The sequence below is a fragment of the Pseudomonas sp. ADAK18 genome (assembly GCF_012935695.1).
Classification (GTDB): Bacteria; Pseudomonadota; Gammaproteobacteria; order Pseudomonadales; family Pseudomonadaceae; genus Aquipseudomonas.
The window spans coordinates 1,457,144-1,477,208 of the sequence record NZ_CP052859.1 but is presented as its reverse complement, the minus strand read 5'-3'; the positions used below and the strand labels follow the sequence as shown (position 1 = coordinate 1,477,208).

The following is a 20,065-nucleotide window of genomic DNA, read 5'->3' as shown; positions in this document are numbered from 1 at the left end:
TGAGGCGTCAAGACGGGTTACCGGAGGTGTTGTTTTTAAGCCAGCATTCAACGTCTTTGTTGCTTAACCAACCCCTCTGATAATGGCTACCGAACATACGACGTCCGCTGGCCTGGATACTCTCCAAAGAACGCAATAGCCCCGGACGATACACAAGATTTTTTGACATATACACGTGCTGTTCATCGTATTTTTTTCTGGGCAGCCCGGTGACCAGATCCAGGACAACGTCACCCCGCGTGTCAATTTCGTTTGGGTCTTTGCTTATGGCAACCAGCCGCTCAATTTTGACGTAGCCGATTTTTTCAAAAAAGACTGTCCGGTCCTGCGACTTGTCACGGAACGCCTCAAACATCGCCTGAAACGCCTGAACCAGTTCGACATTGGTTTTGGCGTGAAAGGGGTCCGGGCTGAACGTGTCGGGATCACTGTTGCCAAACAGTCTCTTCGCAGCCCTCAAAAGACTTTGCCGGGTAATAAAGCCATCCTCGTCGAGGATCGCGTCGATCAATCGTGGACGGCGGATAAGTGCCTTGGCCAGTAAGATCGAGTTATTGAGTTCCTGGCTCGGTCCCATTTTTTCGCTGGCAATACGCTGCAGGGAAGCCAGCTTCAGCCCTTCATTTTTCATGGAAGTTTTCCAACATGGAAAAATGAACGCCCAATGCCTTCACTAACTGACTATCCGGCAGTTGTGTGTAGGGGTTCCCATGACCGGCGCGCGTGGAGGCAACGTTCTGCAGTTCCCGGTGATGCAATGCAACCTCATAGGAATTGGCCCATCGCAAGGGACGCCTGAAGCCGGAAGATCGAACCGTGTCGATCGAACGTTGCTGATCGTCTTGTCGAACAGGATGAACCTCATGCGTTTTTTGCTGTGCCTCATCCGGTATCGCATCAAATCGACCTATAGCACCAGGCCGCAGGTAGGGTAGCCCACCATCAATTGCCATTTTTCATGCCCACCTTTTCCCGATCCGTACTTACCCTGTCACCACCACTGTCACAGCGCACATCGCTGGAGTAACGGTGGTTAAACACGCGCAAAAGTATGTGGCCACCTACAAGCAATGGTTCCGAGGCGGTCGATCAATTTCGATGACTGTATGTAAACGGTCAGCGGATGCCTGGAAACTGCATCACTCGGGTTTTCGAGTCATTGGCAAAGAGGATGTTTGCGATTTGTACCCTCCAATAAAAGCCTTCACTGCTTTGATCATGGACTCCATGGCCACACCCACCTTGGCTAACGGATTGGGGTCAGGAGCCGTTGGGGCTTGATGGGGCAGCATTCCTTTAGCGAAATCCGCCGCCGCGGGTGCCTTGAATGTGTGTTGGCCGGCAAATTTTTTTACGCGCAGAGCTTCGCCGCTGCCTTCGGCAAGCAGGCTCGGCGGATCAGAAAGACGGGATCCCTCCCTGCTTTCGCAAGGAGACGCTTGAAAGGATTGCTGGGGTCCGGGAGTACGAGCTCCAAACGACGTTGAGGTCATGTCTAAGCCCTCGCTAGGAGTGAAAAGCCTTCGGCGCCATAAAAGCCATCGGATACACCCTGTGTGGCAATCCGGCAGAAATAGTTCCTAACCATTGAAATGACCGGCAACTGAAAACGTAAACGGTCTCAACCAGGTGCCACCCTCGTGATGGGCAGACCGAGAGAAAAGCGCCACAACCGGTTCGCGGCGCTTTCCTGCATTTCGGGTAATACGGTAAGGCCTGTGGTTTAACGCAGCAGACGCAGCAGTTCGTCCCACTTGATCTTGCCGTCTTGTTTCCAGCCGACAATATTGTCCATTTTCCCCAGCAGATCAGATCGCGTAGTAACTTCTCTTGCTAACTGGATGAGCGAGTCAGTCGTCGGGTTGCCGGTCAACGGTCGCGAAGACAAGTGCTTGAGCGTGCCGACTTTAATGGAGTCACTCCAGAAACCGCCCTTCAATTCATTAAAATTGTTAAGCATCTGTTGAACGAGTTGTTTGTCGTCTTGAAACTTCAACGGGTTATCAGAACGAACAACACTGTTGATATCTTGCCGGGTTAGCCGTCCATCCAGCACACCGGTGCTGCCATCCCGATCAAGGGCTTTCATCAGGTCCGGACGTCGCTGAATCTCTCTGGCCAAGAGGATGTTCTGATCCGTGGACGGATGGCCGGTCAACGGCTTGCCGGCCATCTTCTCCAGGCCTTTGGACGTTATGTAGTTCGCAGGCCATGGAGCCTTGAACGCGTTGAAGTTGTTCAGCAGACTCTGGGACAACTGCTCATTACTCTGTTTTGAATAGTGAGGATCCGGCAATGTGGGGTTTGGCCGAGGCGGTGGACCTCCAGGCATTGGTCGCGGCGGCGGGCCTCCAGGCATCGGTCGCGGTGGCGGACCTCCAGGAGTCGGTCGTGCCGGCGCACCACCATGCCAGTGGCCTGGATGAGGCCGATGCGGCGGCCCCCCAAATATCGGTCCGAACTTGCTGTTTTGTTCTGCGAAATTTAAACCGGCCGGTTCTTGCCCCCTCGACGAAGCGACAGAGGCTTCGGTGCCGGCCGTAGTATCGGCTTTAGTCTGCGCGGCGTTATTGGGTGAATTGGCGACGGGCTGATTGAACGCGGGTACCGACATTTGCATCTCCAGTTCGGCTTGATTACAAGGTTCGCCTCACTGTCCAAAGCGTCACAACGGAGTGATCGTCGAAATACTCTGTGGAAAGAGGGCTATCCCTGTGTGGGAGGCCTGTCGGATTCAGTTCCTGAAGCTGCGGAAAATTGTCGGAAAAAGAGTAGGAAGAAGGCGCTGAACATTAGAAGAATCGCAGCCCGTCCTGACAAGGCCAGAACGGGCTGCGACCCCAGGAATCAACAGCGGATCAGAACCCGACGCTCGCCTGCACAAAGAATGTGCGCGGCTCGCCCAGGTAAAGCCCGGCGTTGTTGTCGCTGGAACGGGTGTAATGCTGCTGGTCAAAAACGTTTTTTACCCCGACGCCCAGTTTCAGATTCGACAGTTGCGCACCAAAGTCATAACCGCTACGTACGTTGACTGAGACATAGCCTGGGATATCACCGTACTGGCCATCGTCAGTCGGCTGGGTGATGTAGGTGGTACCGGTACCCGGAGCGCGCTGGCCGGACTGTGCATACACGTCCAGGTTATGGGTCCAGTGGTTGACGTCGTAACGCAGTCCCAGGGTCGCCACTTCACGGGAGTACAGCGGCAAGTCGCGCCCTTTAAATGGCACGTCGCCCTCGGCGGTGGCCTTGGTGTAGGTGAAGCCGGCGCTGGCGGTCAGGCCATCGAGGCGCGGGTCCAGGTTCGACAGGTCGTAATGACCCGACGCTTCGATCCCCTGATGCTTGGTGGCGCCCAGATTGGTCCAGCCCATATCGTTGCTGACGTATTGCAGCTCATCGGAGAAGTCGATGTAGAACAGCGTCACTTCGCCGCCCCAGACGTTGTCGTTGTAGCGGGTACCGATCTCGTAGGTCTTGGCTTTTTCGGGGTTCAGGCCGTTGGCGGTCTGGTCGCCGTTACCACCCTGGCCGAGCTGGAAATACTGCAAGCTGCCGAAGGACGTTTCGTAGTTGGCAAACAGTTTCCAGGCATCGGAGACGTGGTACATCACGCTCAGGGCCGGCAACGGTTCGTTGTTATTGATCTCGCGGCGCTTCTCCTGGACCGGCTTGCCATTGAGGCCCACCACTGGCCGGTCATGCCATTCGGTGCGGATGCTTTCAAAACGAATACCCGGGGTGACCGTCCATTTGCCGATATCAATCTTGTCATCGATGTAGAACGAATTGGCCTCGGTACCACCGGTGCGGTCCTGGTAAACGTGGCCGTCATTCTGACCGACTGGCGTCGGCTGGTTGTTGACCAGGGCCAGGCTGGTGGCCTGCTCGTGCATGCCCTCTTTCAGGTAGCGGTAGCCAATGCTGGCTTCCTGGGTCGTCGGCCCGAGGTCGAACACGTGGGATACCCGTGGCTCAATGCCAAAGGTGTAGTAGGTACGCGGGTAGGAACTCAGGGCTTTCAGGTCGCGGTTGGCGATGTTGCTACCGCGAAAACTGTCCGAATAGTAGGTCAGCACTTCTGCCTGGGTACGGTCGTCGATCTGCCGGATGTACTTGAACGACACATCTTTGCGCCGGCCACTGAAGTTGTCCCAGTCGCGCACCGATTGATACGGGTTGGCGTCGAACTGCTTCTGGGTCAGGCCGCCGGGCATGTCAGCACTGGCGTCGTAGTAGTGGAAATTCAGCGAGAAATCGTCTTGATCGGTCGGCGCCCAATGGGTCTTGAGGATCACGTCGTCGATGTCGTTGGAGTTGTTGCTGTTGCGATACCCGTTGCCGTTGACGCCGGAGTACAGCAGCGCCACGCCAATGCCGTTGTCGGCGGTACCCCCGATGAAGGCGTTGTCGATGTGTTTCCAGCCGCCGTGGGCGGAGGTTTGCAGGGTGGTGCCAACCTCACCGGAGAATTTTTCCGGAATGGCCCGGGTCACAAAGTTGATCACCCCGCCGACGTTCTGTGGTCCATAACGTACGGAACCGGCGCCGCGCACTACATCGATGCTGTCCAGGTTGCCGGAAGAAATCGGCGCCATGGACAGTTGTGGCTGGCCGTAAGGGGCGAAAGCCGCTGGCACGCCGTCGATCAATACCGTGGAGCGTGGCGACAGGCGTGAAGTCAGACCGCGCACGCCAACGTTGAGGGAAATGTCGCTGCCGCCGGTGCCATTAGCTTCCTGCACTTGCACACCCGGAATGCGCCGTAACACATCACCGACGTTCATCGCGCCCTGCTCTACCATGGCCTCACGACGTACCACGGTCCTCGCCCCCGGATGGTTCTGCACCACTTCGGCATTGGCATCGCCGAGCCAATCCCCCACCACCCGGATGTCGGTTGCACCCAACTCCAGAGGCGACCCGGCCTCACCGCTGCCGCTGGATAACGGCCGCAGTGTCACCGAGCCTGCATCTATCTGGTAGTCCAGGCCGCTGCCTTGCAGCAGTTGGCGCAGGGCTTGTTCCGGCGACAGGTTACCGTCTACTGCCGGCGCTTGCTTACCGGCCACCAGGTCAGGACTGAAGAACACTTGCAGAGAGGTTTGCTGGCCTAATTGGCTCAAGGCCGAGCCCAGGGATTGCGCCTGGATATGGATCGCGCCCGATGCCTGGTCGGCGTACGCCGCCGGAACTGCGGCGCTGACCGCCAAGGCCAGCGCGAGAGGTGCCCAGCGAGATGATTTATTGTTTTTCACGGCGAGTTTTTTCACGTCGAACCTAGTCCTCTGATCGCAAGAGAGTGCGTCTGTTAATGCAAACCAGTTGCAGTTGGACAAGAAGACGAAGAACTCGGAAAAAACCTGAATCTAGCGTGAAATTATTTCCTGGCTACCGTCAGGCAGCGTACGCAACGCCACCGGCAGAATGTGCGGCAAAGCCTTGAGCAAGGCGTCGGTGTCGGCGGATTTGAACACGCTGGTCAGCCGCAAGTTGCTGACCGCCGGAGTACTGACCCGCAGTGGTTGCTCGCGGTAGCGCGAGACTTCCCGGGCCACTTCACCGAGAGTCGCGTTATTGAATACCAGTTTGCCGGTACGCCAGGCTGTCAGCTCCTCGGGGTTGACCGCGTAAGCTGCTGCCACCTGACCATGCCCGTCGATCTGCGTGCCTCGGCCTGCCGTGAGTGTGACGATCACGTCCGGGGAGCGACCCTGCACCTTGACAGTCCCAGCCTCGACCACCACGCGGGTCTGGTCGTCATCACGACGCACATCGAAACGCGTACCGGTCACTGTCACCTGCCCTGCCCCGGCCTCGACCACAAAGGGCCGGCTGGTGTCATGCTCGACGCTGAACATCGCTTCGCCCTGCTTGAGTTCGATGCCGCGCCGGCCTTTTTCATAATGCACCGCGACTACGCTGCGGCTGTTCAAGTCCATCAGCGAGCCATCAGGCAGCGCCACCTGCCGACGCTCTCCCTGCTTCGTGCTGAACTCGGCGGTGTAAGTCGCAGGATGATCCAGGCCGCTGAACAACCCAAGCCCGAGGGCAGCGGCCAGGACACTGGCCGCCACCGCATAACGCAACACTGGCCGACGTTTCGCACAGGGCACGGGCGTATCGCACAAGGCCTGCAGGCGAGCCTGTGGCACGAGGTCGGTGGCACTCCACAGCCCTTGCAGCACATCAAATTCGTACTGATGCTCAGGATGTTCCTCGCGCCAGGCGTCAAACCGGCTGCGCTCCTCGACACTCAACGGGCTGTCCTGCAAGCGCACGAACCAAAGCGCCGCCTCGTCACGGGCCGTCTTGCTACCGCCGACACACTCGCGGGTATCCATCATGGAAGATCCTGTTTCAAAGCGGGCGTTGGTCATGGGGCCATCGCGTCCAAGCGGTCACGCAGATGCCGCAGGGTGCGGATCATATACTTTTCCACCATGTTTTTTGAAAGCCCCAGGCGCTCGGCGATTTCCTGCTGGGTCAGGCCTTCGATCTTTTGCCAGATGAAAATCTTGCGACAGTTGAGGGGCAACTCGGCCAAGGCCCGTTCGATGGAGTCCGCCAACTGGATCGCGTGCATGAAGTGCTCCGGGTCGCCGCTCTGGGGCGAACGCTGATCAAAGGCTTCCAATGCCATTGCCTCACGGCGGTCCTCGCGACGATAGGCGTCCACCGCGATATTGCGTGCGGTTTGATGCAAATAAGCGCGAGGTTGCGTGACTTGCGTTGATTTTGACTCAAGCACTCGGACGAATGTGTCATGGGCCAGGTCCTCGGCCTGCTGGCGGTTCCTCAGGCGACGCGTCCAGGTCCCGATCAACTCCTCGTAGTGCTCGAAAAAGCCTGGTCTGGTGGGCGGCGGCGGAATCATGAGGGTGCACTGGGGAGGCGGGACGTGAATAGTAATACTTCCTATTAAGCGGAGCAATTGCTTCCCGTCGCGTCAACCGATTGTAGGCTTTCAAAAAAATGGCAAATACATGTTCCACCGGATTTATTAATTATTTATTTTTTTGAAAAATTTCCACTCAAAGGCATCGGTGAACTTCCCCTTGAACTCTTTCAACGCAGCAGGGAATCGCGCGTACCAATTTTTTGATCCCGCGTGATTGCCACGCAATCACGTTCGTTCAAGCCACGCACGGGCGATTTCTTCGCGCGTCGCAAACCAAACACCGCCGTGTTGCTTGGCATACTCGATGAATTGCTTGATCGCCCTAACCCGCCCAGGACGACCCACCATACGTGGGTGCAGCCCGATCGACATCATGCGTGGACCTTGAGCCGACTCCTCATAAAGGACCTCAAAGCTTTCTTTCATGTACTCGAAAAAATCCGATGCCTGCGAAAGCCCCGGAGAATTCCAGTAGCGGAAATCGTTCACGTCGGCAGTGTAAGGCACCACGAGATGACGCTTACCCTCCACCTCGACAAAGTAGGGAACATCGTCGTTGTAGGCATCGGAGTCATAGAGAAAACCGCCCTCCTCAGCGACCAGGCGACGGGTATTGACGCTGGCGCCATACCGGCAATACCAGCCAACGGGACGCTTGCCGCAGGTGCGTTCGAATGACTCGATTGCCAAACGCATGTGTTCACGCTCCTGCTCTACAGTCAGGCGAAATACTTCCTCCCAGCGATAACCGTGACTGCAGATTTCATGACCGCCTGTGACTGCGGCGCGTGCCACATCAGGGTTCTGCTCAAAGGCCACTGCGCAAGCATGAAAAGTCGCACGAACCGATTGCTGGTCGAGAATATCCAGAATTCGCCAGATCCCCACGCGCGAACCGTACTCATACATCGATTCCATCGCCAGATTGCGGGTACCGTCGGGTATTGAATAACTGCCCCATTCAGTCATTGATTCCTGGTCCGGGTCGCCCATGGCGAGCGAGCGCTCGGAGCCTTCTTCGTAGTTGATCACCAGGCTGATGGCCAAACGTGCGCCATTCGGCCAGGAACCTTGTGGGCGTTGTCTTCCATAACCCACTAAATCGCGTGCAGGTAAAACCATCGGGATGTTCTCCTGAAGTGACAGGTTAAATAAGTACGTGGCCAAAGTAGCGACTTAGCAGTCGATATCTTTCAACCGGTCATGGCTAAAGGTGCTGTCCGATTGCCACTCGCTGAAGGCCAGGCCCATGGCCAGGGTTTGCGCAATACAAAACGAAGCGGTGAGCGAGCGAAAGCCCAGTAACTCGGCGTCGTTGACCTCGATCACCGTATCGGCCATCTGCCCGATAGGGCTCAGAACGCTGTCAGTAATCGCCACCAGCGTCACGCCTGCTTCTCGCGCCTGACGACACGCCTCAACGGTGTCATTGGCGTAGGGTGGAAAGCTGACGGCTATCAACAAATCATCATCGGCAATGGCGCTGACCTGCTCCGGCAACGTGCCGCCGGCACCGCTGATGTGTACAGTTCGCCGGCCCACACGACTCAGCGCGTAGCTCAGATACGCCGCCACCGGAAAAGCACGGCGCATGCCAATGACGAAGGTAGTGCGCGCGACTTGCAGATGGGCGATGGCTGCTTCGATATTGGCCTGCTCACCACCCTCGGCCAGGTGTTCCAGAGAAACGATATTGGCTTGACTGAACTCACGCAGAATCGCACCGACGTCACTCGGGTCCTCCAGCAACGTCTCACCGCCGTAGTACCGAATGCGCTCGCTGTGGGTATCGGCAGCCTGCTGCAGCGGTGCGCGGAACAACCTTTGCAAATCCTTGAAACCTGCAAAGCCAAGCGCCTGAGCCAGCCGAATATAAGCGGAAGGCGCGATGCTCGAGCGCTTCCCCAGTTCGGCCACCGTGTTGAGTGCGATCTCGTGCGGGTTGTCGATCAGGAATCGGGCAGCATCGCGCAGACGACCGGTCAGTTGTTCGTGCTGGGCCGCTATACAGTCACGCAGCTCTGCAAGGGTTTCAGGTAAGGCCATAGTGAAGGCTCGTAAAATTAGGAGTGTATGCGCCAGTCAACGCAATGCATTGATTGCCTGATCCAGCGCAGTGATAAGGCGGTCGACTTCTTCCAGCGTGTTGTAATGCGCCAATGACACCCGCACTACCCCACCAAACTGGTCAAGTCCAAGGGCTTCGATCAGTCGCCGCGCATAGAAGTCACCAAAGCGAATGCCTATCCGGTGCTCATCGAGCCTGCACACAATAGCCTCTGACTGAACGCCCTCAACCACGAAACTGATCGTTGGCACTCGATTGCGGGTATGCGCTTTGCCAATGATCCGAACGCCTTCGCGCTGGCGCAAAAATGCCAACAGACGCTCGGCCAGCAAATCCTCCTGCACCTCAAAGGCATCCAGCGCAGCCTGCATGCACTCGCGTTCGCTGCCTTGCGCGCCGAGCCGGGTGCCGATGTCGAGCAGATAGTCGGTAATGCCGATGCAACCGAAGGACAACTCGTAGTTGACATTGCCCGGCTGCAATTTGTAAGGCACCACATCCTTGCCTATAAAGAAGTGGTTAAGGCTCGGCAATTCCAGCAACAGATAACGACGCCCCCAGAGCACGGCAAAGTGCGGGCCGAACGTTTTGTAGAAGCTGTAGACGTAGAAATCGGCTCCGCTGGCCTGCACATCCACCAGACGGTGTGGCGCATAAGCGACAGCGTCCACGCACAGCTTTGCGCCCACCGCATGAACACGCCGCGCAACCTCGGCGACTGGATTGACCGAACCGAGAATGTTCGAGGTGTGGGTCATGGCCACATAACGGGTTTTATCAGTGAGCAAGACCTGCAGGTCCTCCAGCTCAAGCTCACAACTATCGAGATTGACCTGCCACACACGCAAGGTCGCACCGCTGCTTTCGCACAGTTTGACCCATGGGCCGATATTGGCCTCATGGTCGCAATTGGTAACGATAATTTCATCGCCTGGAACGATTGACGGGGCGATGGCGCGACACAGTATTTGCAACAAATGAGTGGTCGAGCCGCCCATGATCACTTCTTCGGGATGCTCGGCGTTGATCAACTGCATGACCGAGTGCCGAGCCTGTATCACTCGTGCGCCAGCGTCAACGGAAGGTTGGTAGGACGCGCCCAGTTGCACACTGCTGTTGAGCATGTAATCAACGACCCGCTCAGCTACGGCACTCAGCACCATCGAACCACCGGCGTTATCCATGTAGGCGTAGCCATCGGCCAGACCGGGAAATTGCTTGCGTACGTAATCGATATCGAGAGGATTCACTCTACTTTCTCCAGCCGGATTCAATGATGCAAGATGGCCTGCAGGAACGCTTGTGTGCGTGGTTCCTGAGGTGCGGTAAAAAACGGCTCTGGGGTGTTCTGCTCAACAATGCGTCCACTTTCCATGAAGATCACCCGGTCGGCGACCCGACGGGCAAAGCCCATTTCATGAGTGACCACGACCATCGTGACGCCAGAGCGGGCGAGGTTCTGCATGACATCGAGTACCTCGCCAACCATTTCCGGGTCCAGCGCCGAAGTCGGCTCGTCAAACAGAATTGCGCGAGGTTCCATGGCCATGGTACGGGCGATGGCAACACGCTGCTGCTGGCCGCCAGACAATTGGCTCGGGTATTTGTGCGCGTGATCGCCCATCCCAACCCTCACCAATAGTTCCTTGGCCCGAGCATGCGCATCACGCCGACTTAGACCGCGGACACGGATCGGCGCCAGTGACACGTTGTCGAGAACACTGAGGTGCGGATAGAGGTTGAAGCTCTGAAACACCATGCCTACTTCACTACGGATGGCGGTCAATCGCGGACCGTCTTCAACCCGTTCACCCGCCACGCGGATGTGGCCCTGCTGGTAGTTTTCAAGCAGATTGATACAGCGAATCAAGGTCGATTTTCCTGATCCGGACGGGCCAAGAATGACCACCACTTCACCTTCTTCAACCTGCAGGTTGATATCGCTCAACGCTTTGAAACTGCCGTAGTACTTGTCGAGTTTTTCGATGTCGATCAACGTGCTCATGCGGCTTTTCCTCCAGAGGCGTTACGACGCTCAACCCAACTGACCATCTGCACCAGTGGCAACAGCAGCAACAGGTACAGCAAGGCAGCCCCTACCAGCGGCGTCGGGTTAGCAGCCAGTGCCTGCGCCTGGGTTGCCTGCTTCAGTAAGTCAGGCATCGCTACCACCGAGGCAAGCGCGGTGTCTTTCATCACGTTTATGCAGTTGCTGGTCATGGGCGGCATTACGATGCGGATGGCTTGCGGTAAAACAACGTCGCGCATGGTGTTGAAAAAGCTCATACCTTGTGAGGCCGACGCTTCGAACTGGCCCCGGGGAATGGCCTCAATGCCCGACCGAAAAATCTCCGCGCTGTAGGCGCAGGACACAAGCGAGAGCGCACTGGCAGCGGCCGCAAAGGACGACAGCCGAATACCTACAAAAGGCAGCGCGTAATAGATGAGTACCAGCAAAACCAGCAATGGAATGGAGCGCATGATATCGATGTAGATACGTGCAAGGGCTCGAACGGGGGCATAGGAGTACAGCCGCAACAATGCCAGCAAAAGCCCCCCCACCAAGCCCAGGACGATACTCACCACCCCAAGCAAAATGGTCACGCCCAGACCCCGCATCATCAGCGGAAGCGACTCGACGAGCACATTCCAATTAAAAAATGTCTGCAAAAGATCCATGGGATACCTCGGTCAATACAAGTGGCGAACGGGCGCCGCCACTTACATGCATCATCAACAGGGCTTACTTGAGGACAGCGGTCACTTCATGGTGCTCGAATCTTTATCGGCTTCGGTGCCGAACCACTCCTTGTGGATTTTTCCGAGAGTGCCGTCCTCTTTCATCTTGCTGATGATGTCGTTGACTTGATCACTCATCGCCCAGCCTTTGGCGTGCATCAGCGAGTAACGCTCACCGGTGGAAATCCGCGCCACGATGGAATATTGCGGTTTGTCTTTGATGTAGTAGAGCACCGCAGGAATATCGCTGAGGTAGCCATCGATTCTGCCGGAGGCCAGATCGAGCATCGCCGGCGATAGCCCTTCATAACGCGACACATCGGCGAACTTGTACTCGTCCTTGTGTTGGCCAATCCACATGTCTCCGGTCGAGCCGGTGTCGACGCCAACAACCTTGTCAGCCATATCGGCCAGGCTCTTGACCTTGGACGTGGTCAGCGCGGTAAGGGACTGATCGCTATCGAAGTAAGGCTGAGCGAACGCGACCGACTCCAGGCGTTTAGGGGTGATGGTGATCGACGAGATAGCGATCTCGACACGTTTGGATTGAACGGCACTGAACAGGCCGTTGAAGGGAATATTGATGAACTCGACGCTTTTGCCGGCGCGTTTGGCCACTTCTTTTACAACATCGACTTCGAATCCGACGAATTCACCTTTAGCGTCCTGAAACTCCCAGGGCACGTTGCCAACGTTAGCACCTACAGTCCAGTCAGCTGACCAGGCTGGTAGTGCAACTGCGGCGGTCATGAACAATCCCAACATCACTTTCGCTTTCATGTTTGCTCCCGATTATTTGTTTTTTTTAGGTGCTAACAGCGGTTGATCTCGTACGACGTGGGACCGAGAGTAAAGCAGCGGAGTATTTATTTCAATACCGATCGATTGTGAATTTTTTACTCCATGCACACCTTCCGTTTTCCCGAATGAACACGTTCAAAGGCTGCATCGAAGCAACCGGCATTGAACGGTTTTTTCCTACTGTAGATCGACGCGTATGAGTGCGGATTTACCAAAAGCGCAAGGACCGGACGATTTAACACCATCGCCGCACGAGATCTAACGTGCGCTTATTCGTAGGGTCTACGATCAGCTTCTTTGGGTCGATAGGTGCCTTTCGCGATGAACTGCAATGCACTTAGAATTTACAGCCGTTCCCCGAACCCGAAACCTTGGTCTGCACGTCAGCACATGGAAAGACGCGATCATGGTTACGATCAACCAATAAACAAATCTGCAGCCACGTCAAAAAAGTTGCACACCTTAGCGATTTTCCTGACCATGAAAAATCAGATTTTTTGAAAGCCCACAACCGCTCTACCGCCCCCCGACCAACGCCAGACGACAGGCCAACCCCAGGAAAACCATACCCAACAATTGATTAAGCCGCTTGGCCACCTGCAGATTGCCGGTGATCTGGCTTCGGAGTTTGGTCGCCAACACAATCACCGCACCATTCACCAACAGCCCGGTGAAATTCAGCACCGTCGCCAGCACCATCATCTGGGTGACGAGGGAACCTTTATCGGGTTGGACAAATTGCGGGAACAGCGCCAGGACAAACAGCGCCATCTTGGGATTCAACAAGTTGGTCACCAGCCCCTGCTTGAAGATATCCGCCAGGGACAACACCTGCGGTTTATCGACTGCCAGCGGTGTTGTGGTCGAGGTAAAGGCTTTCCAGGCCAGATAGGCCAAGTACGCCGCGCCGGCAAAACGCACCACATCGTAGGCAACAGGTACCATTACGAATAGCTGCGACAACCCCAACGCCGCCGCCAGCGCATGACAGTAGGTCCCGACCTGAATGCCCGCCAGCGACATAAAAGCCGAGGCCCGCCCTTGGCTCAGACTTCGAGACGCGATCAGCAACATATCCGGGCCCGGTGTCAGGTTAAGGGCAATGCAAGCCCCTGCGAACAGGGCGAGGACCGATAGCTCAATCATGACTTTTCTCTTTCCACTGCTCAAGGGTTGGGCAGTGGCATCAGCGTGATGGCATACAACGTCGGCACGACAATGGCTGATGATGAGCGTCGTTTCAAGCGACTCGAGAATCAGCTACTGCCGGTGTAACCGGCAGCAGCCATCGGTAGATTCAATCAGCTACGCTGATGAGGAGACTTGGAGGCCTTAGCTAACATGTAATCCAGGTTTTCCATATCAAACCTTCGATCTTCGGCGCCTGGCCCATTGTCGCCAATCCCGATATCCAACTCCCGACGAAGCCCGTGACGACTAAGTAGTTCGTTGGCATGCGCCTTCGCAGCCGAGGTAAAGGTTCTAGTTGTTTCGCGCAGCCCGGCAGCCTCTTCGAGTTCATTAAAATTAATGAAGCGGTCAGTGGCACCGGCGGTATATTCCCTGAATTCATCTTTTATGCTGCTGAGCAAATCATGGTCACTCATCGTCCGATACTTCACATCACCGAGATCCTGCCTGGAGATTTTTCCGTCAAACGTACCGCTTTTATCCATATCGACGTCCCTGAAGAAACTGGGACTATTCAATATCGCCTTGGCCAGGTTTGTCTCCGCGGGCGTAGCTCGCGTGCCATCCAATCGTGTTCCAGAGGCAACTGCGCTGAGAGACTTATCGGTTACGTGCCCTTTGGCGTCAGGGTCTTCCAGTGAACTGAAGCTGGCAAGTGCATACCCGGCAAGGTCCGCGGCACTGTTGTTGGCGTACGGATTTTCCTTCTCGGCGGCCCGTGTTTTATCGGATGAAGTCGGGTTCTCCAACTTATGGCGTGTCAAGCCATTACCCGACTGAGCACCGTCGCTGCTCTGCTTCACGCTCCCTGACTGACTGTCCTGATCCTTGCCACCGGAGACCAGTGAACGGTTCATTGCAGGACGCCTGAGAATCTCATTGGCCAACATCGTCAGGTTGTCGTCAGCCGTTTTTCCGGTAAAAGGTCGATTGGCGACTTCGCGGATTTTAGCTTGGGTGATATTCCCGTTTGAGTCTTGAAACACATCGCGATTATTTTCAATCACCGCCTTCGTGTCGTCGTCAGTCGCATTTGCATAAATGTTTACGGGAGGCGGAAGGGGTGCGTTTTGACCAGCGACATTCGGATTAAAGGAGGGAGTTAATGCGCTCGGTATTGACGATGTCATAACTGGATCTCGGATTCGTTCGACGTTGAAGTTCCCATCTTCGACTGAGGCATGTCAGCCCCCCATCAAGCGGACTTGATATCAAAGAAGATGGACCACTGTTGTGTGGCGACCGCCCCGAAAACAGTTCCAGAACGGCCAGTACCCAACGAGAAAACCGCACCAACGCTTGGCGCATCGGCCAAAAGAACCAGTAGAAAACATCAAACCCGGCGCTGGTAAAAAGCGTATCTTTTTGTAGGGAGGGGCCATAAACGGCCCCACCCTTATACCAGCCGCGTAATCTGCATATGCCGCCAGACCAAGCGGTAATAGGCCGTCTGCAACCCCAACATCGCCAGGTACGTCACCGGAAACGCCATCCACACGCCTTCCAGCCCAAACCGCGCATTGAGCAGATACGCCACCGGCAGTTCCACGCCCAGCACACAGAAGATCGAGATCCCAACCGGCACCAGCACCACGCCGCTGGCACGCATGATCCCGCCCACCACCGCCTGGAAACCAAACACCAAAATGCTCCACAGCATGATGTGCAACAGATGCTCAGCCTTGGCCCGCGCCTCGGTGTCGGTGATGAACAACCCCAGCAGCCAATGGGACAGCACATAACTCAGCACAATCAAACCGCCGGTCAGACACGTATTGATCCAGATCCCGGTGCGCAGGATCGGCCCGATGCGTTCCAGCCGTCCGGCGCCAATGGCTTGGGCACCCAGGATCGATGCGGTGATGGCAATCGACAGTGCAGGGAATTGCACATAGTTGACGATCTGCGTCACCGCGCCGTAAGCCGCCGTGGCCTGGGAGCCATGACCGTTGACCAGGGCCAGGATCACCAGCTCCGACAGGGACAACACCACCATCTGTAAGCCGGTGGGCAAACCGATACGCAGGACCTTGCCAAGGATCACTCGGTCCAGGCGCAACGCCGCCATCAGTTCTCGGTCAGGCGCCATCACGTGATTTTTATGGCGCAGGCGCAAGATCAGAAACAGCATCGCCAAGGCGTTCCCCACCAGGCTGGCGAACACCGCACTCTGAATACCCATGGGCGGCAAGCCCACCCAGCCGAGAATCAACGCAGGGGTCAATACCAGGCCGACCGTGGTCGATACCACCAGCGCCAGCAGCGGTGACACCGTGTCGCTCACCCCCCGCAGCAGCTGGGTGTACAGAATGAACACCAACAGCAACGGCATGATCAGCATCATCGCCTGCGCATAGCTGACGGCATCGTCCAGCACATCCACCGGCGTGCCCAACGCCTGCATCGCCGGACGGGCAAACAGGCTGCCCAGGACTGCCGCGATCACCCCGATCAACGCCCCGAGGGTCAAGGTGGAGCCGGTGATCGACTTGACCATCCCCGTCTCCTGCGCCCCCCAGGCCTGGCCAATCAGCACCGAAGCGCCCGCGCCCAGACCAATCACCAGAGCGATAAAGAAGAACACGATGGGAAACATCCCCGATACCGCCGCCAGCGCCTGAGTACCGAGCATCTGCCCGACGTAGATGCCGTTGAGGGTCCCGGAAAAACTCTGCAGAAAGTTGGACAGCACCATCGGTGCCAGAAAGATCAGGTAGATCCGCCATAGCGGCCGTTGCACGGTTTGTGGCATAGCGACTTGCATGAGGGTTCGGGTCTCAGTGCGGTTTGACAGGGAAAGCGTTGCGCGACAGCCAGGCGAGGTACGTCTGTACATCGATCGGCCAATGGGCAATCTTATTGGAAAAATCAGCGCCATCCTGGGCAAACAATGTCCGTGAGGCTTCTTCAAAACCCGGCAGGTCACCGCCGATGGCGCTCATGAAACGATAGCTGGATTCCTTCGCCTGGCGCATGACATCTCGCTCGGCATGCACGTTGCGAGCCTCATCCACCAGTCGCCGCAACGCGGCCGATGCACCGCCTTGCTGCTGTCCCAGCCACTCCCAGTGCCGGGGCAACAAGGTCACTTCACGGGCCACCACCCCAAGACGCGGACGCCCCACAGAAGTCGTCGCCGCTGGCTCGACATCAGCCGTCGGCCCCCCTCCTGGCTGCGCCGCAGCGTAGCCCACGGGCCAGGGGTAGTCGACTTGAATACCGCTGACATCATCAAACACCAACAAGCCACCTGCCGACAGGTCAAGGCCCGCCAGGACATCGGCGACATCGGCATAGGAACCATCGGCCACACGCCGATGACCGAGAAAGGCAGTGCAACGGGGAAATGTCTGCGTGTTCATGATTAATATAATCCGGGTGATATTTGTTTTACCCGGACAATATTAGTCATAACTTTAATCTTTGCCACTAAAAATTTGTGAAGGCCGACGCAAGGTCGGATCAAACGGATTGATGCGCGGGCCGATGGCTGCCGCTTCGCGCTTGAGCAGCTCCACCACCGTCGGCAAACGGCTCGGCCCCAACCGGTCACTGATGGTCGCCACACTCAACGCCGCCACCGCATGACCGTCACGGTTAAGGATGGGCACAGCCAGGCCGGCCATGCCTTCCAGCACCCCGGTGTTGCGCGCGGCATAGCCCAGGCGGCGGACGTTCTCGACCTCCGAACGCAGGAATACTTCGTCATACAGGTGAAAATCCTTGAGCCTCGGTAAGTTGTAGCGGATCACCGTTTCACGCTCTTCCTCCGGCAAGAACGCCAGGATCGCCAGGCTGCCCTGCCCCACGCCCAGAGCCACGCGGCCACCGATGTCGCCGGTGAACGTGCGGATCGGGTACGGGCCTTCACTGCGGTCCAGGCAGATCGCGTCGAAGCCGCTGCGGGCCAACAGAAACAACGAGTCCCCCAGCGAAGCACTGAGCCGCAACATGCTCGGCCGCACCAGGTCGCGCAAGTTGCCGGTATTGCCTGCGTTGGCCGCCAGGGCGAAGAACTCCAGGCTCAAGCGATAGCGTTTACTGCGCGCGTCCTGCTCGACCATGCCCTCGTCCATCAGGCTGCGCAGCAGCCGGTGGGTGGTGGGCTGCGACAGGCCCACCTGTTGCGCCAACTGCGTCACCCGTTCGCCACCCTCCGGTGCCGCACCGAGAATGCGCAACAGCGCGAACAAGCGCGAGACGCTGCCGACGCCGACTTCTTTGATACTTTCATTCCGCTCAGTGGAATTCATAAAGCTTTATCTCACTACAAATTCTGATCAGTGAATGAAACTGAAAAAAGTACTCCTTTCAGTGAAATTCAACCTTTCGCCCATCCTAGTCTTCGTCCTAATCTGCGTCCACAGGGGCGAAATGAACAACTAACGGCAGCCGACCGAGATCGAGCGCCAACGCACCCGCACGACCCTTTTCGCATCTGCCCAAAACAAAAAAGCGCGTCTAGACGCGACTCAAAAAGGTGGAACGCAGACATGGCTTTTCTCCAACTCCAGGCCTTGAGCAAACGCTATGGTGCCGTCGATGCAGTGGTCGCCACTGACCTATCGGTAGACAAGGGCGAATTCGTTTCCCTGCTCGGCCCATCGGGTTGCGGCAAGACCACGACCCTGCAAATGATCGCCGGCTTCGTCGACGTCAGTGCCGGCAAGATCCTCCTCGATGGTCGCGACATCACCCACGCCAAACCCGCCAGCCGCGGCCTCGGCGTGGTGTTCCAGAGCTACGCACTGTTCCCTCACATGAGCGTGCGCGACAATGTCGCCTTCGGCTTGAAGATGCGCAAAGTGCCGGCCACCGAGATCGCTAGCCGAGTGAAAACCGTGCTGGACCTGGTGCGCCTGGCGCCCCATTCCGAGCGTTATCCCCGGGAACTGTCCGGCGGCCAGCGCCAGCGTGTGGCCCTGGCCCGCGCGCTGGTGATCGAGCCACCGGTGTTACTGCTGGACGAGCCGCTGTCGAACCTCGACGCCAATTTGCGTGAGGAGATGCAGTTCGAGATCCGCCGCATCCAGTGCGAAGTCGGCATCACCACCCTGATGGTCACCCACGACCAGGCCGAAGCGTTGTCCATCAGCGACCGAGTCGTCGTGATGCAAGCCGGGCGCGTGACCCAGATCGATGCGCCCTACAAACTCTATGAACACCCGCGCACCCGTTTCATCTCCGACTTCGTCGGCAAGGCCAACTTGCTGGCTGGCGACTTCGATGAACTCGGCACCCCGCAAGTGCGACATATACCCGGTGACGGCGAACTGACCCTGAGCCTGCGCCCGGAAAAAATCGACCTGGTGGCCTCAGGCACCGGACGCCTGCAAGGCAACATCCTTGACAGCTATTTCTTCGGCAGCCAATGGCTGTACCGCATCAAGACCGACATCGGCGAACTGACCGTCGTACGCCGCAACGACGGCAGCGCGCCCCTGGGTTGCGGGGCGGCGGTGGGCCTGGATTGGCAAGCCAGCCTACTGCGAGTACTGGCGGCAGATGAGGTGCGCACATGAGCCGTGGCTACCTGCTGTCGTTGCCGGCGCTGGTGCTGTTTTTCGGGCTGTTGATCCTGCCCCTGGGCCTGACGCTGGTGTTGTCGTTCAACGTCTTCGACTATCAGGTGGGGGTCAAGGCGGATGAGTGGACCTTCGCCCACTACCTGTCGCTGTTCAGTGATTCGTACTTCTATGAAATCTTCTGGCGCACCTTCTGGATCAGCGCCGTGGTCACCTTGCTGTGCGTGGTGATCGGGGTTCCCGAGGCCTACGTCCTCAGCCGCATGGGCACACCATGGCGCTCGATCTTCCTGATCCTGATCCTGACCCCACTGCTGATTTCGGTGGTGGTGCGGGCCTTCGGCTGGAGCCTGTTGCTGGGGGCTGACGGTTTGGTCAACCAAGTGATCCAGGCCCTTGGTGGGCGCCCGGTAAAGCTGCTGTACACCTCGTTCGCGGTGATCATCGCGCTGGTCCACGTGATGCTGCCGTTCATGATCATTCCGGTATGGACCTCCCTGCAAAAACTCGACCCTTCGGCGGAACAGGCGGCGTTGTCTCTTGGCGCCAGCCAGGCCACGGTGATGCGCAAGATCGTCTTGCCGCAGGTCATGCCCGGCGTGCTGTCCGGAACGCTGATCGTGTTTGGCCTGGCGGCCAGTTCCTTCGCCATCCCTGGCCTGCTGGGTGGACGCCGCCTGAAGATGGTCGCCACGGTGGTTTACGACCAATACCTCTCGGAACTGAACTGGCCCATGGGCGCGACCATCGCGGTAGTGCTGCTGTTGGTCAATCTGCTGATCATGCTGAGCTGGAACCGCATGGTCGAAGGCCGCTACAAAAAATCCCTGGGAGTCTGAA

19 protein-coding genes are annotated in these 20,065 nt (G+C 57.3%); 2 read left to right on the top strand and 17 right to left on the bottom strand.

Annotation, left to right across the window (positions count from 1 at the left end):
• Positions 1 to 7: 7 nt before the first annotated feature.
• From HKK55_RS06625 to HKK55_RS06545, 17 genes are all read right to left on the bottom strand, one after another.
• Positions 8 to 631, bottom strand: coding sequence for a type III secretion effector protein (locus HKK55_RS06625; RefSeq protein ID WP_169353909.1), 624 nt, complete (start codon positions 629 to 631; stop codon positions 8 to 10).
• Positions 621 to 953 (bottom strand): hypothetical protein, encoded by a 333-nt coding sequence (locus HKK55_RS06620; RefSeq protein WP_169353908.1) that lies wholly within the window; start codon positions 951 to 953, stop codon positions 621 to 623. The genes HKK55_RS06625 and HKK55_RS06620 overlap by 11 nt, the downstream gene beginning before the upstream one ends.
• Positions 954 to 1,723: 770 nt before the next feature.
• Positions 1,724 to 2,257 carry a hypothetical protein gene (locus tag HKK55_RS06615; protein WP_169353907.1) on the bottom strand — a complete coding sequence of 178 codons (534 nt, stop codon included), beginning with the start codon at positions 2,255 to 2,257 and terminating at the stop codon, positions 1,724 to 1,726.
• A 601-nt stretch (positions 2,258 to 2,858) separates the two neighbouring features.
• Positions 2,859 to 5,273, bottom strand: coding sequence for a TonB-dependent receptor (locus HKK55_RS06610; protein WP_169353906.1), 2,415 nt, complete (start codon positions 5,271 to 5,273; stop codon positions 2,859 to 2,861).
• A gap of 96 nt (positions 5,274 to 5,369) precedes the next feature.
• Positions 5,370 to 6,344 carry a FecR family protein gene (locus HKK55_RS06605; RefSeq protein ID WP_169357795.1) on the bottom strand — a complete coding sequence of 325 codons (975 nt, stop codon included), beginning with the start codon at positions 6,342 to 6,344 and terminating at the stop codon, positions 5,370 to 5,372.
• A 32-nt stretch (positions 6,345 to 6,376) separates the two neighbouring features.
• A complete protein-coding gene (locus HKK55_RS06600) occupies positions 6,377 to 6,877 on the bottom strand; it encodes a sigma-70 family RNA polymerase sigma factor (protein ID WP_169353905.1) in 501 nt (166 codons plus the stop codon).
• Positions 6,878 to 7,126: 249 nt separating this feature from the next.
• Complete coding sequence (locus tag HKK55_RS06595) at positions 7,127 to 8,023, bottom strand: allantoinase PuuE (RefSeq protein WP_169353904.1); 897 nt, start codon at positions 8,021 to 8,023, stop codon at positions 7,127 to 7,129.
• A 54-nt stretch (positions 8,024 to 8,077) separates the two neighbouring features.
• Positions 8,078 to 8,947, bottom strand: coding sequence for a MurR/RpiR family transcriptional regulator (locus HKK55_RS06590; RefSeq protein ID WP_169353903.1), 870 nt, complete (start codon positions 8,945 to 8,947; stop codon positions 8,078 to 8,080).
• 36 nt (positions 8,948 to 8,983) lie between these two features.
• A complete protein-coding gene (locus HKK55_RS06585) occupies positions 8,984 to 10,219 on the bottom strand; it encodes a cysteine desulfurase-like protein (protein WP_169353902.1) in 1,236 nt (411 codons plus the stop codon).
• Between the two features lie 20 nt (positions 10,220 to 10,239).
• On the bottom strand, positions 10,240 to 10,974 hold the full coding sequence (locus tag HKK55_RS06580) for an amino acid ABC transporter ATP-binding protein (protein ID WP_169353901.1): 735 nt from the start codon (positions 10,972 to 10,974) through the stop codon (positions 10,240 to 10,242).
• Positions 10,971 to 11,648, bottom strand: a complete 678-nt coding sequence (locus HKK55_RS06575; RefSeq protein WP_169353900.1) for an amino acid ABC transporter permease — start codon at positions 11,646 to 11,648, stop codon at positions 10,971 to 10,973. Before HKK55_RS06575 ends, HKK55_RS06580 begins: the two co-directional genes overlap by 4 nt.
• Before the next feature lie 81 nt (positions 11,649 to 11,729).
• On the bottom strand, positions 11,730 to 12,488 hold the full coding sequence (locus HKK55_RS06570) for a transporter substrate-binding domain-containing protein (RefSeq protein ID WP_169353899.1): 759 nt from the start codon (positions 12,486 to 12,488) through the stop codon (positions 11,730 to 11,732).
• Between the two features lie 537 nt (positions 12,489 to 13,025).
• Complete coding sequence (locus HKK55_RS06565; RefSeq protein ID WP_169353898.1) at positions 13,026 to 13,655, bottom strand: LysE family translocator; 630 nt, start codon at positions 13,653 to 13,655, stop codon at positions 13,026 to 13,028.
• A 155-nt stretch (positions 13,656 to 13,810) separates the two neighbouring features.
• A complete protein-coding gene (locus HKK55_RS06560) occupies positions 13,811 to 14,830 on the bottom strand; it encodes a hypothetical protein (protein WP_169353897.1) in 1,020 nt (339 codons plus the stop codon).
• A gap of 266 nt (positions 14,831 to 15,096) precedes the next feature.
• Entirely contained in the window at positions 15,097 to 16,452 is a 1,356-nt protein-coding gene (locus tag HKK55_RS06555) for an MATE family efflux transporter (RefSeq protein ID WP_169357794.1), read from the bottom strand.
• Positions 16,453 to 16,477: 25 nt separating this feature from the next.
• Positions 16,478 to 17,062 (bottom strand): DUF2239 family protein, encoded by a 585-nt coding sequence (locus HKK55_RS06550; RefSeq protein WP_169353896.1) that lies wholly within the window; start codon positions 17,060 to 17,062, stop codon positions 16,478 to 16,480.
• A 54-nt stretch (positions 17,063 to 17,116) separates the two neighbouring features.
• Positions 17,117 to 17,953 (bottom strand): IclR family transcriptional regulator, encoded by an 837-nt coding sequence (locus HKK55_RS06545; protein WP_169353895.1) that lies wholly within the window; start codon positions 17,951 to 17,953, stop codon positions 17,117 to 17,119.
• A gap of 240 nt (positions 17,954 to 18,193) precedes the next feature.
• Between HKK55_RS06545 and HKK55_RS06540 the strand changes: the two genes are divergently transcribed.
• Together HKK55_RS06540 and HKK55_RS06535 are read left to right on the top strand one after the other, a co-directional pair.
• Positions 18,194 to 19,222, top strand: a complete 1,029-nt coding sequence (locus HKK55_RS06540; RefSeq protein ID WP_169353894.1) for an ABC transporter ATP-binding protein — start codon at positions 18,194 to 18,196, stop codon at positions 19,220 to 19,222.
• Positions 19,219 to 20,064 (top strand): ABC transporter permease, encoded by an 846-nt coding sequence (locus HKK55_RS06535; protein ID WP_169353893.1) that lies wholly within the window; start codon positions 19,219 to 19,221, stop codon positions 20,062 to 20,064. Before HKK55_RS06540 ends, HKK55_RS06535 begins: the two co-directional genes overlap by 4 nt.
• Position 20,065 lies beyond the last annotated feature (1 nt).

Coding starts and splice junctions, on each gene's coding strand:
- HKK55_RS06600 (WP_169353905.1), bottom strand. CDS start 6,877: ATGATTCCGCCGCCGCCCACCAGACCAGGCTTTTTCGAGCACTACGAG.
- HKK55_RS06560 (WP_169353897.1), bottom strand. CDS start 14,830: ATGACATCGTCAATACCGAGCGCATTAACTCCCTCCTTTAATCCGAAT.
- HKK55_RS06580 (WP_169353901.1), bottom strand. CDS start 10,974: ATGAGCACGTTGATCGACATCGAAAAACTCGACAAGTACTACGGCAGT.
- HKK55_RS06620 (WP_169353908.1), bottom strand. CDS start 953: ATGGCAATTGATGGTGGGCTACCCTACCTGCGGCCTGGTGCTATAGGT.
- HKK55_RS06535 (WP_169353893.1), top strand. CDS start 19,219: ATGAGCCGTGGCTACCTGCTGTCGTTGCCGGCGCTGGTGCTGTTTTTC.
- HKK55_RS06540 (WP_169353894.1), top strand. CDS start 18,194: ATGGCTTTTCTCCAACTCCAGGCCTTGAGCAAACGCTATGGTGCCGTC.
- HKK55_RS06595 (WP_169353904.1), bottom strand. CDS start 8,023: ATGGTTTTACCTGCACGCGATTTAGTGGGTTATGGAAGACAACGCCCA.
- HKK55_RS06555 (WP_169357794.1), bottom strand. CDS start 16,452: ATGCCACAAACCGTGCAACGGCCGCTATGGCGGATCTACCTGATCTTT.
- HKK55_RS06565 (WP_169353898.1), bottom strand. CDS start 13,655: ATGATTGAGCTATCGGTCCTCGCCCTGTTCGCAGGGGCTTGCATTGCC.
- HKK55_RS06545 (WP_169353895.1), bottom strand. CDS start 17,953: ATGAATTCCACTGAGCGGAATGAAAGTATCAAAGAAGTCGGCGTCGGC.
- HKK55_RS06625 (WP_169353909.1), bottom strand. CDS start 631: ATGAAAAATGAAGGGCTGAAGCTGGCTTCCCTGCAGCGTATTGCCAGC.
- HKK55_RS06550 (WP_169353896.1), bottom strand. CDS start 17,062: ATGAACACGCAGACATTTCCCCGTTGCACTGCCTTTCTCGGTCATCGG.
- HKK55_RS06605 (WP_169357795.1), bottom strand. CDS start 6,344: ATGGATACCCGCGAGTGTGTCGGCGGTAGCAAGACGGCCCGTGACGAG.
- HKK55_RS06590 (WP_169353903.1), bottom strand. CDS start 8,947: ATGGCCTTACCTGAAACCCTTGCAGAGCTGCGTGACTGTATAGCGGCC.
- HKK55_RS06570 (WP_169353899.1), bottom strand. CDS start 12,488: ATGAAAGCGAAAGTGATGTTGGGATTGTTCATGACCGCCGCAGTTGCA.
- HKK55_RS06575 (WP_169353900.1), bottom strand. CDS start 11,648: ATGGATCTTTTGCAGACATTTTTTAATTGGAATGTGCTCGTCGAGTCG.